Origin of the sequence: Pseudovibrio sp. W64, assembly GCF_001623145.1 — a bacterium.
In the GTDB taxonomy this organism is placed as follows: Bacteria; Pseudomonadota; Alphaproteobacteria; order Rhizobiales; family Stappiaceae; genus Pseudovibrio.
Genome location: NZ_LMCI01000005.1, coordinates 68724 through 84139, shown reverse-complemented (window position 1 = coordinate 84139; position 15416 = coordinate 68724). Strand labels below are relative to the sequence as shown.

18 protein-coding genes and 1 other RNA gene are annotated in these 15416 nt (G+C 51.1%); 7 read left to right on the top strand and 12 right to left on the bottom strand.

What is annotated here, in order from left to right:
* Positions 1 to 20 precede the first annotated feature (20 nt).
* Together PsW64_RS03185 and PsW64_RS03180 are read left to right on the top strand one after the other, a co-directional pair.
* Positions 21 to 620 (top strand): TetR/AcrR family transcriptional regulator, encoded by a 600-nt coding sequence (locus PsW64_RS03185; RefSeq protein ID WP_057462990.1) that lies wholly within the window; start codon positions 21 to 23, stop codon positions 618 to 620.
* 250 nt (positions 621 to 870) lie between these two features.
* The gene (locus PsW64_RS03180) at positions 871 to 1557 is read left to right on the top strand and encodes an outer membrane protein (protein WP_063302669.1); all 687 of its coding nucleotides are present in this window, start codon (positions 871 to 873) and stop codon (positions 1555 to 1557) included.
* An 80-nt stretch (positions 1558 to 1637) separates the two neighbouring features.
* Here PsW64_RS03180 and PsW64_RS03175 read toward each other — a convergent pair whose 3' ends face one another.
* The 9 genes from PsW64_RS03175 to nudC form a co-directional block, all read right to left on the bottom strand.
* Positions 1638 to 2420, bottom strand: coding sequence for a succinate dehydrogenase iron-sulfur subunit (locus PsW64_RS03175; protein ID WP_057462991.1), 783 nt, complete (start codon positions 2418 to 2420; stop codon positions 1638 to 1640).
* Between the two features lie 25 nt (positions 2421 to 2445).
* A complete protein-coding gene (gene sdhA / locus PsW64_RS03170; RefSeq protein ID WP_063286406.1) occupies positions 2446 to 4311 on the bottom strand; it encodes a succinate dehydrogenase flavoprotein subunit in 1866 nt (621 codons plus the stop codon).
* 5 nt (positions 4312 to 4316) lie between these two features.
* Positions 4317 to 4700 (bottom strand): succinate dehydrogenase, hydrophobic membrane anchor protein, encoded by a 384-nt coding sequence (gene sdhD / locus PsW64_RS03165; RefSeq protein WP_063302668.1) that lies wholly within the window; start codon positions 4698 to 4700, stop codon positions 4317 to 4319.
* Positions 4701 to 4710: 10 nt separating this feature from the next.
* A complete protein-coding gene (gene sdhC / locus PsW64_RS03160; protein ID WP_057462994.1) occupies positions 4711 to 5109 on the bottom strand; it encodes a succinate dehydrogenase, cytochrome b556 subunit in 399 nt (132 codons plus the stop codon).
* A gap of 465 nt (positions 5110 to 5574) precedes the next feature.
* On the bottom strand, positions 5575 to 6105 hold the full coding sequence (locus PsW64_RS03155; protein WP_063302667.1) for a dihydrofolate reductase family protein: 531 nt from the start codon (positions 6103 to 6105) through the stop codon (positions 5575 to 5577).
* A gap of 262 nt (positions 6106 to 6367) precedes the next feature.
* Positions 6368 to 6844: a GNAT family N-acetyltransferase gene (locus PsW64_RS03150; RefSeq protein ID WP_063302666.1), complete on the bottom strand. Its 477-nt coding sequence runs from the start codon at positions 6842 to 6844 to the stop codon at positions 6368 to 6370.
* A gap of 46 nt (positions 6845 to 6890) precedes the next feature.
* Positions 6891 to 7598 (bottom strand): sulfate transporter family protein, encoded by a 708-nt coding sequence (locus PsW64_RS03145; protein WP_446737458.1) that lies wholly within the window; start codon positions 7596 to 7598, stop codon positions 6891 to 6893.
* Between the two features lie 111 nt (positions 7599 to 7709).
* Positions 7710 to 8324 (bottom strand): histidine phosphatase family protein, encoded by a 615-nt coding sequence (locus PsW64_RS03140; protein WP_063302665.1) that lies wholly within the window; start codon positions 8322 to 8324, stop codon positions 7710 to 7712.
* A 61-nt stretch (positions 8325 to 8385) separates the two neighbouring features.
* Positions 8386 to 9351 carry an NAD(+) diphosphatase gene (gene nudC / locus PsW64_RS03135; RefSeq protein ID WP_063302664.1) on the bottom strand — a complete coding sequence of 322 codons (966 nt, stop codon included), beginning with the start codon at positions 9349 to 9351 and terminating at the stop codon, positions 8386 to 8388.
* Between the two features lie 192 nt (positions 9352 to 9543).
* Here nudC and ffs point away from each other — a divergent pair.
* The 5 genes from ffs (at position 9544) to PsW64_RS03110 (ending at position 13444) form a co-directional block, all read left to right on the top strand.
* Positions 9544 to 9642, top strand: an RNA gene (ffs, locus tag PsW64_RS03130) — signal recognition particle sRNA small type.
* 103 nt (positions 9643 to 9745) lie between these two features.
* Positions 9746 to 11614: a DNA polymerase III subunit gamma/tau gene (locus PsW64_RS03125; protein ID WP_193757743.1), complete on the top strand. Its 1869-nt coding sequence runs from the start codon at positions 9746 to 9748 to the stop codon at positions 11612 to 11614.
* A gap of 80 nt (positions 11615 to 11694) precedes the next feature.
* Positions 11695 to 12021, top strand: a complete 327-nt coding sequence (locus PsW64_RS03120; protein WP_057463002.1) for a YbaB/EbfC family nucleoid-associated protein — start codon at positions 11695 to 11697, stop codon at positions 12019 to 12021.
* A 177-nt stretch (positions 12022 to 12198) separates the two neighbouring features.
* Entirely contained in the window at positions 12199 to 12810 is a 612-nt protein-coding gene (gene recR, locus PsW64_RS03115) for a recombination mediator RecR (RefSeq protein ID WP_063302662.1), read from the top strand.
* Positions 12811 to 12925: 115 nt separating this feature from the next.
* Positions 12926 to 13444 carry a GNAT family N-acetyltransferase gene (locus PsW64_RS03110; RefSeq protein ID WP_063302661.1) on the top strand — a complete coding sequence of 173 codons (519 nt, stop codon included), beginning with the start codon at positions 12926 to 12928 and terminating at the stop codon, positions 13442 to 13444.
* A gap of 78 nt (positions 13445 to 13522) precedes the next feature.
* Here the strand turns inward: PsW64_RS03110 and PsW64_RS27315 are convergent, their stop codons facing one another.
* The 3 genes from PsW64_RS27315 to PsW64_RS03100 form a co-directional block, all read right to left on the bottom strand.
* Positions 13523 to 14026, bottom strand: coding sequence for a hypothetical protein (locus PsW64_RS27315; RefSeq protein WP_153042332.1), 504 nt, complete (start codon positions 14024 to 14026; stop codon positions 13523 to 13525).
* Positions 14020 to 14409, bottom strand: coding sequence for a hypothetical protein (locus PsW64_RS03105; RefSeq protein ID WP_057463005.1), 390 nt, complete (start codon positions 14407 to 14409; stop codon positions 14020 to 14022). Before PsW64_RS03105 ends, PsW64_RS27315 begins: the two co-directional genes overlap by 7 nt.
* Before the next feature lie 656 nt (positions 14410 to 15065).
* The gene (locus tag PsW64_RS03100; RefSeq protein WP_057463006.1) at positions 15066 to 15338 is read right to left on the bottom strand and encodes a hypothetical protein; all 273 of its coding nucleotides are present in this window, start codon (positions 15336 to 15338) and stop codon (positions 15066 to 15068) included.
* Positions 15339 to 15416: the final 78 nt, after the last annotated feature.

Sequence of the window (15416 nt, the reverse complement as noted above, 5' to 3'; positions counted from 1 at the left end):
TTTCATTTTCGGAAATTGATATGTCCATCGCAGAAATCCTGACTGCAAAGGGCCGGGCTGCTGACCTGCTCGCTGCCGCCCGTGATGCATTCCTCACCCAAGGGTACAAGAAAACCTCGGTGAGCGAGATTGCAGATGCCTCAGGTATCTCAATGGCACACATCTATAACTTCTACCCAAGCAAGATAGACCTTGCCTGTGCTGTTGTCGCTGCAGAGGTGGTGAAGCTGGTTGCGCGCCTTGAAACAGCGACTGACCCCAACGCCAGTGCCTCAGCACGTCTGAGCAAGTTTCTCATGATGGAATTTGAAGAGACATATCGCCTGCTGGAACTCAACAAGGGTCTGGCAGACTGCTTGCAGGTGCTGGAACAGAAGCGCCCGGAAGACTTTGAAGAACTGTTCCGGCTTGTGCGACAACCAATGCACACTATCCTGCATTCCGGCAACCTTGCTGAGGAATTTGACCTACGAGAAGTCAGTCAGGTGGCAAGACACATTCACGCTGCAACGATGAAGTTCCGCTTTCCTCAACTGCACAGCCACGAACCCTATGAGATACAGCGCAAAGAATGCATTGGCGTTATCAAGCTGGTTCTGCGAGGCGTTGAGCGACGCTAGAGAGTTGCTGACTTTTTCGTAAACCCGCCATGAGCTCATTGACGATTTCGTAAGGATTGCAGGTATCACCCCCTTAAGATTGAGAAATCAGCACATCAGTGCCTGTCAATTCCGACTAGCCTTAACGCAAATTTTCCTTTTTAAAATCAAGCATTTATAAAGATCGCAGTTCTAGACTTATTTGTATCAAGTTACCTATCACGTCTGATTATTTAGCCGTGTCATCCTCTTGCGTATTTTGGGGGAACCAATGAGTCGCTTAAGAGTATTTGCGTTTGCGGTATTGGGATTGCTCGGCTTCAGCAGCCATTCCTATGCTGTTGAATATCCGCCTGGTGTAGAGGTGGAAGAGCCCTATGAGGTTTACGAGGAAGAAGTTGTCGATGGGCTGATCACCCCACCTCAATATGACTGGGATGGCTTCTATCTCGGTGTGCAGGGTGGCTGGGCCCGTCTTCATGGCACGAACCGCTTCAACAACAGTGGTACGCAGTATAACGGCGGGACCGTTGGGTTATACGGCGGCTACAACTACACTTATCAGAACATTCTGATCGGCGTAGAAGGCGAAGGCGCTTACTGGTCTTTTGGTGAGCGTTCTCGCGGTGAAATGTCATTGCGCTCTGATTACTTCGCTGCCGCAAAGATCCGGGCCGGCCTCACCTACGATTGGTTCATGGCGTATGTGACTGGTGGTGCAGCTGTTTCCACCTTCCGTGCTTCTAACCCGAATTTCGGTCCTGGCTCTGACAGCAACACGATGCTTGGCTGGGTTGGCGGTGCTGGCCTTGAGATGTTCGTCACCGAGCGGGTGATTGTACGCCTGGACTATGAGCGCATTGTCTTTCCCGGTCGTAGCTTTACCGTTGGTGGAACGCGCTTCAAGGAAGACATTGACAGCGACGCTATCCGGATCGGTGTTTCCTATAAGTTTTAGGCTATTAGCCTCAAATGAAAAAAGCCGCCTCATTTCAGTGAGGCGGCTTTTCTTGATTTTACAACGTGCTTACACGCTGATTATACGCGGCGCTCGACCATCATCTTCTTGATCTCAGCAATTGCCTTTGCAGGGTTCAGACCCTTTGGACATGCCTGAGAGCAGTTCATGATGGTGTGGCAGCGGTACAGACGGAACGGATCTTCAAGATTGTCCAGACGCTCACCAGTTGCCTCATCACGGCTGTCGATCAACCAACGGTAAGCCTGCAGAAGGACTGCAGGGCCGAGGTAGCGATCACCATTCCACCAGTAGCTTGGGCAAGAGGTGGAGCAGCAAGCACACAGAATGCACTCATAAAGACCATCCAGTTTCTGGCGATCTTCATAGGACTGCAGCCATTCTTTCTCAGGCTCAGGTGTCGTGGTTTTCAACCATGGCTCGATAGAGCGATGCTGCGCGTAAAAACGTGTCAGATCCGGCACAAGATCCTTCACAACAGGCATGTGCGGCAGAGGGTAGATTTTGACGATCTCGTGAGAGCATTCGTCAGCACCCTTTGTGCATGCCAGTGTGTTGGTTCCGTCGATGTTCATCGCACAGGATCCGCAGATCCCTTCACGACAAGACCGGCGGAAGGTCAATGTTGGATCGACCTTATCCTTGATGTAGATGAGCGCGTCCAGCACCATTGGGCCACAATCGTCCGCATCAACGTAGTAGGTGTCGATGCGTGGATTGCGTCCGTCATCCGGAGACCAGCGGTAGATGCGGTACTCACGGGTGTTAGTGGCGCCTTCCGGCTTTGGCCAGACTTTGCCCTCTCCCATCCGGGAGTTTTGTGGCAGTTTGAATTCAGCCATAACAGTTACTCCAGATTTCGGCGCCTTAGTAGACGCGGGCTTTCGGTGCGATCTTCTTCATGTCGATGCCACCTTGATCGTAGGTAGTCAGCGGCTCGAGAACAACCGGACGATAGCTCAAGGTCACCTTACCATCCTCAGAGAGGTGGGAGATGGTGTGCTTGCGCCACTCGTCATCGTTACGACCACCGAGAGGACCATCTTTATAGTCTTCACGAGCATGTGCACCACGGCTCTCTTTACGCGCTTCAGCGCCATAAACAGTGGTGATTGCGTTGGCCATAAGGTTTTCAAGCTCAAGCGTTTCGACCAGATCAGAGTTCCAAATCATGGAGCTGTCAGAGACGTGCAGTTCGCTCATTTCATCCCAGATAGCGGAGATGCGCTTACATCCCTGCTCCAGGCTTTCCTGAGTACGGAACACAGCTGCATCTTCCTGCATGGTCTTCTGCATCTTGGAGCGCAACTCAGCAGTTGGGGTAGAGCCCTTAGCAAAGCGCAGCTTATCGAAGCGAGCCATGATTTTCTGACTGGAAGCTTCGTTAGGCTCTGGAATTGGAGCTTCACGATCAACAACTTCACCAGCGCGGATTGCTGCTGCACGGCCGAACACAACAAGATCGATCAGGGAGTTTGAACCGAGGCGGTTTGCACCGTGAACGGACGCACACCCAGCTTCACCAACAGCCATCAGACCCGGCGCGATTGCGTTTGGATCTTCTTTGGTTGGGTTCAGTACTTCACCCCAATAGTTGGTTGGAATACCACCCATGTTGTAGTGAACAGTTGGCAGAACCGGGATCGGCTCCTTAGTCACGTCAACACCAGCAAAGATGCGTGCGCTTTCGGAGATGCCTGGAAGACGTTCTGCTAGCAGATCAGGATCAAGGTGATCCAGGTGCAGGAAGATGTGGTCTTTGTTTTTGCCAACGCCACGACCTTCGCGAATTTCCATCGTCATACAACGGGAAACAACATCACGAGAGGCAAGGTCTTTCGCGGAAGGAGCATAACGCTCCATGAAGCGCTCACCCTCGGAGTTTACGAGGTAACCGCCTTCACCACGAGCACCTTCCGTGATCAAACAGCCTGAGCCGTAGATACCGGTTGGGTGGAACTGAACGAACTCCATATCCTGCAGAGGCAGACCCGCACGAGCGATCATGCCGCCGCCATCACCTGTACAGGTGTGGGCAGATGTTGCGGAGAAGAACGAACGTCCGTAACCACCAGTGGCCAGAACAACCATCTTCGCAGAGAAGCGGTGGATTGTGCCGTCATCGAGGTTCCAGGCGATCACGCCCTCACATACGCCCTCTTCTGACATGATCAGATCAAGTGCGAAGTACTCGATGAAGAAATCAGCGTTGTGGCGCAGAGACTGGCCATACAGCGTGTGCAGGATCGCGTGACCAGTCCGGTCAGCAGCAGCACAGGTGCGCTGTACTGGGGGACCTTCACCGTAGTTCTGCATGTGGCCGCCGAATGGGCGCTGATAGATCTTGCCTTCTTCCGTACGGGAGAAAGGCACACCGTAGTGCTCAAGCTCATAAACTGCCTTTGGAGCTTCACGCGCAAGGTATTCCATCGCATCCGTGTCACCGAGCCAATCAGAGCCTTTAACAGTGTCATACATATGCCACTGCCAGCAGTCTGGCGTCATGTTCTTCAAGCTTGCTGCAATACCACCCTGCGCTGCCACAGTGTGGGAGCGAGTTGGAAACACCTTGGAGATACAAGCTGTTTTCAATCCCTGCTCAGCCATACCGAGCGTTGCCCGAAGGCCAGCACCACCAGCACCTACAACCACAACGTCAAACTTGTGGTCTACAAACTCATAGGCCTTGCCGCTCTGGCTTGGCGCTGTCGATACACCGGTCTGTTCAACCATCTAGATCAGCCTCCGAAGCTGATTTTAAGCACTGCAACCACGGAAGCGAGTGCGATAAAAGAAGCGAAGAAAATGTTTCCCATAAGAAGAAGAAGCTTGAGCCCTTCTGAATGGAAGTAATCTTCGATGATGACTTGCATGCCCAGCTTCATGTGCAGGCAGCCGACCAAGATCACCAAAAGCAGCAAGGTGGAGATGATCGGGTTTTGAAGTGCTTCAGTGAAACTCGCATAATCAGCGCCTTGCAGCGCGATAACGAGGATAACAAAGAAGGTAATAAGGAACACATTTGCTACAGCGGTCAAACGCTGGCGCCAGAAATGCGACGTGCCGTCCTTAGCTGAGCCAAGGCCGCGAACTTTCCCGAGCGGAGTGCGCATATCGGTCATTGATCTCTCCTTAAGCGACGATGAAACCGATGATCCAGAGGATCACGGTAAGAGCAACAGAGCCTACGATTGTCGCGCGAGCCATCCAGTTCGCTGCAGACAATTCAAAGCCATGCCCCATGTCCCAGATGAAGTGACGCAATCCGCCAATCATGTGGTGCACAAGTGCCCATGTGAAGCCGAAGAGGACCAGACGGCCCAGGAAGGAACCGAAAACGTCCATTGCGAATTGATAGGACTCAGGACCTGCTGCTGCGCAGATGAGCCAGAACGCCATCAAAATCGTTCCAAAATAAAGCGCCGCCCCGGTGATGCGATGTAGAATGGACATCACCATCGTCACGATCGGCTTATAGATCTGAAGATGGGGCGATAATGGCCGGTTGGCCTTGAGGTCAGCGTTCGCCATAAATCTCTCTCCCGTCCCTGGTTACAGTTACGCTTACGTAAACGTAACAAAACAAGGCGTTGTATGAGGTTCTAATACCTTCAGTTTCGGGGTGCGTCAAAGCATCCTATGCGACTAAATGCTTTTTCTACTAGGTTTGCCCTTAAAATTGGCCGAAATGATTAGATTTTGCGGTGTAAATTTTGTTGGTTTCTACCTGATCAAGTAACAAGAATCTGGTAGTTTATTATCTTGAGTTTTGTAGTCATATTTTAATTTACTGAAATTGTGCGAAATTTTTCAGAAAATCACTTAAAGTCAAATTACGTTTACGTAAATTTTATTTAATGTGAGCGAGCTGACGCGACCCTCTACTTCAAATTTAGAGCAGCCGATCTTGATTTCCAGTTTAGGCAACTATCCCGTGCTCTATTCACTGGTAAAAAGAGACGGAGCAGGTATGGCCTGCCCCGTGTTGGTAATAAGCTACTGCAGATCAAACTCACAATACTCAACGCCGCTATCATACAGCGTTGAAGAGGTGCATTTGAGATCGATCAGCTCAGAGACATTCGCAAATAACGGTGTCCCCACCCCGCATATGATAGGTGCAACTTTCAGGCGTAGGGCATTGATCAGTTTAGACGCAGCCAGCAAACCTGCAAACATCCCTCCTCCGCACAGGTAGATATCGCCACCCTGCTCATTCTTCAGCGCAGAGATGTGCGTGGTGAAGTCTGCTCGCACTGCCTCAACCTGAGTGTCTTCAGGCAGCTGAATTCCTTCTGAGAAAATCAGATGCCGCATATGCGGGTAAGCTTTAGCGCCTGCGGGAAGACCATACTGGTAGGCAAACTCATAGGTATGGCGTCCCATGATCACAGTATCATAGGTCGCTAATCGCTCTTTGTAAGCGTCTACATGATCACCAGTATGGGGGAAGATTGAAACATCGCCATTCGGGCCAGCAATAAAACCGTCGCGACTAACGGCGACGTCATAGATAACGCGTCTCATAAAGACTCCATCAAAAACAGACAGGCATCAAACACCACCCACGTTGATTGTGGGAGTGCTGTTCAACAGAATTGTGTTGCCTTAGTTGTTCACCGACAGAGTCCTCCTCATTGCCGGATTACATGCTGAAACAGATTTCTCTCCGGATCAACCTGCACGATACGAAGAGCAGTCAAATGGGGGGAAAAGAGAGTTGATGTGATGTTTGAGTAACAAGGGACAGCCAAGCTTCGCTCCCTTAAATCTCATAGAACAACACTCTTCAGAGCGCTTTTTCCATGTATCTGACGGTCTTTCCTTTTCCTTCCAGCTTAGCTTCCCCGACGATTTGAAAGCCTAGTGAAGCATGGAATGCGTCTGATGCCGGGTTAGGAGGATCTGAGTTTACTTCACATACAATGCGCTCGTATCCCTTCACTTTCGCGAAGTTGAACAGGTCATCGTAGAGTTTGCCTGCAATGCCTTGTCCTCGTGCAGCTTTAGAAATCACAATCCGATCGACATAGAGAAAATTATCGTAAGCTACGCAGAACCATTTGAAATTAACTGAAGAATACTCGCCGTCCTGGTCGTATGCGATGAGAAGGCCAGCTTCCTTGTCAGCAATCCTTACATAGGTTGCTTTCTTGATCAGCTCTGCAAAGCCATCACGTGTCAGAGAGGACAATTCGACAGCATGCTCTTCGTTCAGGGCGTGCGTCCAGGTTAGATCGTCAGCAATAAAGCTTCGAATAGGCAACGTAGCTACTTCCTGTTATTTCCTAAAATTGTAGTTATTTTTGAGTCTAGACGGATAGATTGCGTTTTGTTCGCAATGTCTTGAAAACGTGCACCATAAAGATCGTCGCAAAGAGTGGCGTGATCAGGTTCACGATTGGAATTGCGAGAACGAATGCAACAATGAGTCCAGCTGCAAATACGGTTCCGCCTTGCGATTTACGAAAAGCCTTTGCTTCTTGCGGCGACATAAAGCGCATTGCGACAAACTCAAAATATTCCCGGCCCAGCAGATAACCATTCACGAGCAAAAATGCGATTTGGCCGATACCAGGAATGAAGAACAGCATCAGAGCGAAAATGTTGGCGACAATGATAACGCCGACAAAACGGAGAGCCGTTACAATAGACTCGCCAAGCGGCAGCGCTTTGCCTCGCCTTTCATTGGGATAAGAGTGCTCTTCAACAAGTTCGGAAATCTGATCTTGATAGAAGGCTACAACCATCGCTGAAACCGGGGCTAGGATATAGCCGAGACCGATTAATGCGCCGATGCCTGTTACGATACTAACGGTCGTATCCTGCCAGTCTTGTGGTAAGTCTATGAAATACCCGACTACGCCTTGAATGGCGATCCAGACAAGAAGAAGAAGAAGCAATGTTAGCCCTAAGGCTTTGAAAAAGATGCTTCTGAAATGCGGTTCAAAAACCTGCGAAAATGATTTTATTGCTGCCGATAACATCTCTTGTGCCAAATTTATGAAAACAGATGGCACTTAGATAAGCATTTCCCCGAGCCGCAACAAGAGCTGACGCTTGTAAAGCAGCTTGCCACCCATCAGGATCAACAGGCTGCTTCAATTCTTTGCGCCAGAACATTCCCAAGTTTACTGCGCGAGCTCCATCTCATCGATCAGCTGCCACTTCAGGTTCTCGAGACTAGCGGAACACTTCTCAAGATCGACTGGATCAAAACGGAACCAGCAACCACCTCCAACATTTGGAGGCTGATCGAATGCGCGGTCGATTGCATTGTTGGCGAGGTGACATTTGAGCAGCGTTCCCACGCCTCCGTGGCCAGAGAATAGAACAGGTTCGCCGCTTGGAATCGCGGTGAGCGCCTGTTTAATTGCAGTGACGACACGACTTTGCGCATCCAACGCCCGTTCCCAACCACGAACGCTCACAGCAGGGCGGCTGAAGAACTCATCAGCGACACACTCAAACTCATCTGGCTCAAGAAAACCGGTTGAGCTGCGATCATTTTCGTGAAGGCCTGCGGATGTGATCAGCTCCATACCCAGGTGGCTCGCGATAATCTGACCAGTTTCGATTGCCTTTTTCTCGCGACTGGAAATGACGTGATCAATTTCCAGAAGCCACGGCTGGCGTAGACCTTGTTCTAGACGCTCGCGGCCTTTATCCGACAAATCCCAGTGCGGAACTGGGGTTGCCGGGTCGATGTCAACATTTGGGTGGGTCAAATATATACAGTAAGTCATGGCACCTCCCCGGTGCCATCAGGCACCTGTTAAATAACCACTGGCTCTACTCGTCCATGGGTCATTTTTCCTCGATATATTTCTTGATCAAATGATGCGCGATAGAGATGTCAGGGGGGCAAATTAATCCCGACTCTGCTTCGCCTTGGAGCATCTTCAGTGTCTCCTCTTTAGAAAACCACTGACAATCCTCCATTTCTTCATAGTCGATATTCAAGTCAGTCGTCAGCGCTTCACCGTGAAACCCGATCATAATATTTGATGGGAATGGCCATGGTTGGCTGGCGACGTATTCTACTTTGCCGACTTTAACGCCCGCTTCTTCAAAAACTTCTCGGCGGACGGCGTCTTCAAAGGTTTCACCCGGTTCTACAAACCCAGCGAGTGTTGTGTAGACATTTTCCATCAGATGGTAAGGACGCCCCATCAGACATTTGTCCCCGTGAGTGATCAACATTATCACAGCGGGGTCCGTTCTTGGGAAATGCTGAGCTGAACAAGACGGACAATCCCGTCGATAGCCAGATTCGGCAAGTTCTGTTGGCTTACCACACTGAGAACACATCTTATGGGAGGAATGCCACCGGCCTACAGAAGCAGCCTGTGCCATCATTCCAAGCACTCTCTGGCTGGTTGCTCGTTTCATTGCGATTCCGCGCAGTCCATAGGCTGCAAATGATCCGAGTTTTTCCAGCTCCTCATCAAGCGTTTCAGCATCTGCTGTGTAACGCACGCCAAAGTATGGGCGGTCTCCGTCGGTCTCGTCAATACCAAGAAAGATGGTCGTCGCATCCGTGACTTGTAATCGGTTGAGCATCTCAATAGGATGGATGAAAGGCTCAGTCATGACCTCTTTGTTGAAGACGAAAGCATCGTTTGCCTGAATTAAAAAGCGGGTATCCGAGCGCACCCTTAATGAGTTAACCCATTCAGTGTCTTTACGTTTTTCACCACAGCGATTAAGCGAGTTGGCAGAGTAACAAAGAGATGCAGAGGCGTCGTACACCTCAGTTGTTTCAGCCAGCATTTCGAATTCCTTAAACTATAAACTTATGTAAAGTGAACCCGAGATAGCACTGAAATGCAATGTTGTGGCGATATTTTCTGAATTAAGATTTGGCAGAACTCTTAGAAGATTCACAGTCTCGTCCACAGTAGCAAGCGGTAAACATCAATGAACGCTTGCAAAATACAGGTAAAACGACCATATACACCTTCGGGAGGTTGGTGGTGGACGAGCCACTCGCCAACCGGGTCAGATCCGGAAGGAAGCAGCCCTAACGAGTCCATGGCACGGGTCATCGTGCCAGCCTCCCACCTAATTTTCCCCGCGCCCATACTCGACAAGCGGCCGGTCTTCGTCTTGAATGGCCGGGAGTAAGTTTTACCTTGCCTTTGAAGTGGCTGAGGATTTGGGCGATATGGACGGAATAGACCTTCAAGACGAGCACCAGACAACAACAGGCGCGGAAGATAATTCTTCCAGCAGCGATGGTGCATATCGCGTTCTCGCCCGTAAATACCGACCTAGTTCGTTCGATGATCTTTATGGTCAGGAGCCGATGGTTCAGACTCTGCAGAATGCATTTGAGACTGGACGTATCGCTCAAGCCTGGATGCTGACCGGGGTTCGCGGTGTCGGTAAAACGACCACTGCGCGTATTCTGGCCCGTGGCCTGAACTACGAGATCCCCGGCGAAATTGATAAACCTACCATACACTTAGATAAACCCGGCGTTCACTGTCAGGCGATCATGGAAGGCCGTCATGTCGATGTGATCGAGATGGATGCGGCTTCTCATACCGGCATTGACGACATTCGCGAGATTACCGAAGCAGCGCGGTACCGTCCGGCGAGTGCGCGCTATAAAGTGTACATCATCGATGAGGTGCATATGCTCTCCAAGTCGGCGTTCAACGGGTTGTTGAAGACGCTGGAAGAGCCGCCGGAGCATGTGAAATTCATTTTTGCGACCACAGAAATCCGTAAGGTTCCTGTGACTGTCCTCTCTCGTTGTCAGCGGTTTGACCTGCGCCGGATTGAGAGCTCTACGCTTGTTTCTCTGCTGCGTGAGATCTCCGGCAAAGAGGGGATAGAAATTTCTGATGAGGCGCTGGCTCTGATTGCACGCGCTGGCGAAGGTTCTGCGCGAGACAGTTTATCCCTTCTGGATCAAGCCATTGCGCATGGTGCAGGCCGCATTGAGCCGAATGAAGTGCGCCAGATGCTAGGCCTTGCTGACCGCAGCCGGGTGATAGATTTGTTTGAGCACGTGATGCGCGGCGACATTGCCAGCGCTCTTGATGAGCTCAAAGCCCAGTACGATGTGGGCGCCGATCCGGCAGTTGTCCTCTCTGACCTTGCAGACTTTACCCATTTGGTGACTCGCCTGAAAGCGGTGCCGAAGGCGGGTGAAGAGAACTCTGTCACTGAGAGTGAGCGGCAACGTGGGCGGGACTTTGCTGAAAAGCTATCGATGCGCGTTCTTTCCCGGACATGGCAGATATTGCTGAAGGGAATTAATGAAGTACAGAACGCTCCTAAACCGCTGGCTGCGGCTGACATGGTTTTGGTGCGCTTGTGCTACGCCTCTGATTTACCTGATCCGGAAGAGGCACTGAAGCTGCTGAAATCTGGTAAGTTCTCCCCTGCTGGTGGCAATGCGCCTGCGGGTAACGCGCCACAGGGCGGTGGCGGATCAAGCGCCAGCGCTGTTCCATCCGGTGGCGGCTCAGCCCCCCAGTTACGTGCTGTAGCTGGCGGCCAGCCGATGACGCAAGCTATTGGCGCTGCACCGCAATCAGCCCCTCAGATGCGACAGGCTGAGGAACTTAAAGAGAAGATTGCGATCCGCTCCTGGGCTGAGGTTGCTCAACTTGCGGCCCGCATGAAGGACATTCCAGTCAAGGTTTCGGTTGAGCGCGCACTGCGTCTTGTCAACTTCCAGCCGGGCCGTATTGAAGTGCAGCCGACTGAGATTGCGACAGCTGATGCAGCTGGAGAACTGGGCCGAAAACTGACAGAATGGACGGGTCGTCGCTGGATTGTTGCGGTTAGTCGTGACCAGGGCCGACCGACTTTGCATGAAGAAAAAGAAGCTAACCAAAGACAGTTGGTTTCTGACGCGCATTCTGATCCGGAAGTGGTGAAACTTATTTCTGCCTTTCCCGGGGCTAAGGTTGTTGACGTGCGCATATTGAAGCAGGAGGAAGATCTCCCCCTTGAAGCGGCGTCCGAGTCTGTCGACATAGAAGGCATGGACTCTATGGATTTCACCCAAGATTTCTAAGGCTTCTGTGCTAGGAAACCTTATGAACCGAATTGATAGAGCGCTGATGTGCGCTCAAGAGACGTTTAAGGAGCGAGTCGATGGACTTTCTTAAAATGATGAAGCAAGCCAAGCAGATGCAGGAAAAAATGGGCGAGCTTCAGGAGACTGTAAACGACCTTTCTGTTGAGGGAACCTCAGGCGCAGGCATGGTCACCGTTACGCTGAATGGTAAAGGTGAGATGACTGGTTTGAAAATTGATCCTTCTCTCATCAATGCGGATGAAGTTGAGATCCTGGAAGATCTTATCCTCGCTGCGCATAACGATGCTAAGGGAAAAGGCGAGGCTTTGGTGCAGGAGCGTACGCAGGACATGATGTCCGGTATGGGTCTGCCAGCTGGCATGAAACTCCCGTTCGGCTCTTAATATCTTCAAGGCTATCTGTTGCCAAATCACCGCGGTCCTGCGCAGATTTGGCGGTAGGCCTGAAACGGATTTATTCCCTCTTGCCCGCCTCTTCAGGCGGGCATAGTTTATCTGGCATTGTCTCGCAAAACTGCTTTGCGGGTGCCTTTTCTTTCTCGCAGAGAGCATAGATTTTAGATGAGTACACGCAGGGTTGCTGGTCCCGAAATTGAACGCCTGATACAGCTGCTGTCCAAGCTGCCCGGCCTCGGCCCGCGCTCGGCCAGACGTGCTGCTTTGCATCTGGTTCAGAAGAAAGATCAATTGCTTATCCCGCTGGCCGAAGCCATGGGCGTGGCGGTTGATCAGGTCGGCATCTGCTCTGAGTGTGGCACCGTCGACACCAGTGATCCTTGCACGATTTGTTCTGATCCGCGCCGGGATGGAGCAACCATCGTGGTGGTTGAGGACGTCTCTGACCTTTGGGCGCTGGAGCGGGCATCTGCTGTCAGCGCGCATTATCATGTCCTCGGCGGCACCCTGTCTCCGCTGGACGGGATTGGGCCGGATGACCTCAACATTTCCAAGCTGGTTGAGCGGATTGAAGGCGGTGCAGTGAGCGAAGTTATCCTCGCCGTTAACGCGACCGTTGAAGGACAGACCACTGCGCATTTCATTACGGACCAGCTTGCGCGATTTGAGAATGTGAAAGTGACTCGTCTTGCCCACGGCGTGCCGGTTGGCGGGGAATTGGATTACCTTGACGAAGGCACTCTGGCGCAGGCTTTGCGAGCAAGAACAAAGTTTTAGCAGGTTTCTTGCTCTGTGCTTATGCGGGCATTTCCGCCGCATAAGTCGTTTGCGTTGCTATGTGCGTTGATTTGAAAGATTTGCGTATTTATTGCGTTGAACAGGATTTTTGAAAATGGACACGTCTTCCGCCAAACCAACCCAGTTTTTCATTCGCAAAACCCAACGCAACGATGTGGACGAACTGCTCGCTCTGCTTAACCGGATTATTGAGACCGGGGGAACAACTGGACTCGAGAAGCCGTTGAACAAAGGTGAGTTCATCGAGTGGTTTCTTGAAGCCAAAATTCTGGAGAGCACTGTTTGCGCGATTGACCGTGACAGCGGCGAGCCACTCGGCTTTCAGATCGCCAGCCATTACGGAGATATCCCCGCTGACTGGGTTGATATCGGCACCTTTGTGAAACCGGGTCTGCACAAAAGCGGCATTGGCAGTGCGCTGTTCAAAGCGACCCTTGCTAATCTGGAGGGCAAAGGCCTCGTCGCCATCAACGCCACCATCCGCGCCGACAACACCGGCGGCCGCGCCTACTACACCTCCCGCGGCTTCAAAGACTACAAAGTGCTGGAAGCCATCCCGCTCTCTGACGGCACCCCGGTAGACCGGATTTGTAAGCGGTTTGATTTGGGGTGAGTTGGCAACAGGTTGTGCCGGATTATTTGCGCTTACCTAAACCAACCTGCAGCCAGAAACACAGAGCTCAATCGCTAATCAGCATCGAAACTGGTCACGATTGAAGTCAAACTCTTTAGGTGCGGAACACTTCGAGAGCCGATAAGGAATTTTGTCAGAAGAAAGCGCAAAAGGATCACCCTTTAGTCTTGCGATGATTCTTCGTTGCGACAATGCCAGCGACTGGCATGCAAAAGACCCACCATATCGATTCGTGACTGGGTTATAGCTCTTCGCTGGATGCCGCCAACAAACAGCTTGTTGTCCTGCAACAGTATCACGCTTCCATTCCTCCGGGACTACCACTGAGTTCCCCGGATACCATAACCAAGCACGACCATTTTTGCCAAGATAGTTGACCTGATATCCATGAGCCTGAGAGAAACTTAAATAAGTCCAACCACTACTCGGGTACTCAGGAAATACTATCTCGCGGTCCACCACATCTTCAAAGGCTGGTCGAGATTGATTAGAACACCCAACTAGTCCTGCAATCATAATAAATGGAACAGTTAGGCCCACTGCTTTCAATATTTTTAACATTTGAGATCCACACGCCAATAATCAAAGCCTGAGTATTTAGATTGAATCTCTCGCAGATCCGACTTCTTTGAGAAGCCACCAACAAAAGCCAGTATTCCTGCCCCAAATTCTGCTTTACATCCAGTTACAGCGCGTGCAACGCCTTCAACCTCAGCAGGCGAATAAGGAAATCCTGAGCCTTTGGGAGCAACAAATGAAAAGGCTTTATCTTTTGCAACGGCCACCTCAAATGGCTTCCCTGCAAAGCGAACCTCCTGACGGGTTTTCCAGATAGAAAGGTTGGCAGCCTTTCGAGCGCGGACTTCTACACTATTACTTCCACTGCTAGAACAGCCAGCAATCAACATAGAAGCAGCGCATAAAGCGAACAATTGCTTTTTCATAACACTTCCCCATAGGTAATATACCGGCGGATATCACACGTTATTGGGGAAGTAAATTAACTGGCCATTACTACTTATCTCAGTTTATCGAAATCACGCCTTACCTCTGTGAGTACCTCATGTGGCCCACGTACTCAGTCCAAGCAAAAGAGAAGTTGAGATCTGCGTTTTGATTATCTGCTTCGACAATAATGTATTGGTGACGCTGTTGCGATTGCTTCAATGCCGTCTTCCCGCACTTGATGCGGGATCCAGTGGGTGGGCACGTTAGGGAGAACGTAACCCCTGATTTTTCAGGGGGTGGACGTCATGTGGGTGGCACTGGTATTTTTAGGGAGGCGCTGGCCTGCAGCGGGGTGGTATTGCCGCAGACCAGCAGGGCACCAATTGGCGAGGATGCGGGGTGTATTTGCGTTTCGCCATTGGTACCGGAGGCAAGTGGCACGGGTTCGTGCTATTTACCCATCACAGTGCTGTTGAACGAGCTCTGCGTGGTCAGGGGTACCGATCACGTAGAGCGCGCTGCACGATCAAGCCATTTTCTAAGCCAGTCCTTTTTTACGAGGCTGGCTTTTTTCTTTGCTCCTGTGCATCTCCCTGATTGAAAACCGATGGGGGTTTTCGGGCGGGTGCCAGCGAGCAAAGAGCTGCACGGCTTAATCAGGAAGCGGAGTTTTTGTGTTTATTGGCTGCGGATGAGCGACTCGCTCTAACATTCCGCAGCTTTTCTTGAGCGCTTCGAGGCGATCGCGGAAGGCGTGATGCAGAGTGAACAGGGCATCGCGCTCACTGGAGTGCTGCATTCTCTCTGTCAGCACAAGATGCTGAATATACGAGAGGTTTTGCAAATCCGAGACAGCGACGATGACTTCGTCAATTTCATTTTGGAAAGTATTTGTGGTGCCACAGGCACATGCGGAGTCGATCATTCTCAATCCCTCTGTAAGTAGGGTGTTGAACAACCGCGCGACAACAAGGCTTTCGACGGCCCGCTGGCGAGCGGGAGG

Bases quoted from the DNA above. Each gene is read 5' to 3' on its own strand.
- PsW64_RS03125 (WP_193757743.1), top strand. From the start codon at position 9,746: ATGGACGGAATAGACCTTCAAGACGAGCACCAGACAACAACAGGCGCG.
- PsW64_RS03105 (WP_057463005.1), bottom strand. From the start codon at position 14,409: ATGAAAAAGCAATTGTTCGCTTTATGCGCTGCTTCTATGTTGATTGCT.
- PsW64_RS03175 (WP_057462991.1), bottom strand. From the start codon at position 2,420: ATGGCTGAATTCAAACTGCCACAAAACTCCCGGATGGGAGAGGGCAAA.
- PsW64_RS03100 (WP_057463006.1), bottom strand. From the start codon at position 15,338: ATGATCGACTCCGCATGTGCCTGTGGCACCACAAATACTTTCCAAAAT.
- PsW64_RS03180 (WP_063302669.1), top strand. From the start codon at position 871: ATGAGTCGCTTAAGAGTATTTGCGTTTGCGGTATTGGGATTGCTCGGC.
- sdhC (WP_057462994.1), bottom strand. From the start codon at position 5,109: ATGGCGAACGCTGACCTCAAGGCCAACCGGCCATTATCGCCCCATCTT.
- nudC (WP_063302664.1), bottom strand. From the start codon at position 9,351: ATGCTGGCTGAAACAACTGAGGTGTACGACGCCTCTGCATCTCTTTGT.
- sdhD (WP_063302668.1), bottom strand. From the start codon at position 4,700: ATGACCGATATGCGCACTCCGCTCGGGAAAGTTCGCGGCCTTGGCTCA.
- PsW64_RS03140 (WP_063302665.1), bottom strand. From the start codon at position 8,324: ATGACTTACTGTATATATTTGACCCACCCAAATGTTGACATCGACCCG.
- PsW64_RS27315 (WP_153042332.1), bottom strand. From the start codon at position 14,026: ATGTTAAAAATATTGAAAGCAGTGGGCCTAACTGTTCCATTTATTATG.
- recR (WP_063302662.1), top strand. From the start codon at position 12,199: ATGAGTACACGCAGGGTTGCTGGTCCCGAAATTGAACGCCTGATACAG.
- sdhA (WP_063286406.1), bottom strand. From the start codon at position 4,311: ATGGTTGAACAGACCGGTGTATCGACAGCGCCAAGCCAGAGCGGCAAG.
- PsW64_RS03110 (WP_063302661.1), top strand. From the start codon at position 12,926: ATGGACACGTCTTCCGCCAAACCAACCCAGTTTTTCATTCGCAAAACC.
- PsW64_RS03185 (WP_057462990.1), top strand. From the start codon at position 21: ATGTCCATCGCAGAAATCCTGACTGCAAAGGGCCGGGCTGCTGACCTG.
- PsW64_RS03155 (WP_063302667.1), bottom strand. From the start codon at position 6,105: ATGAGACGCGTTATCTATGACGTCGCCGTTAGTCGCGACGGTTTTATT.
- PsW64_RS03120 (WP_057463002.1), top strand. From the start codon at position 11,695: ATGGACTTTCTTAAAATGATGAAGCAAGCCAAGCAGATGCAGGAAAAA.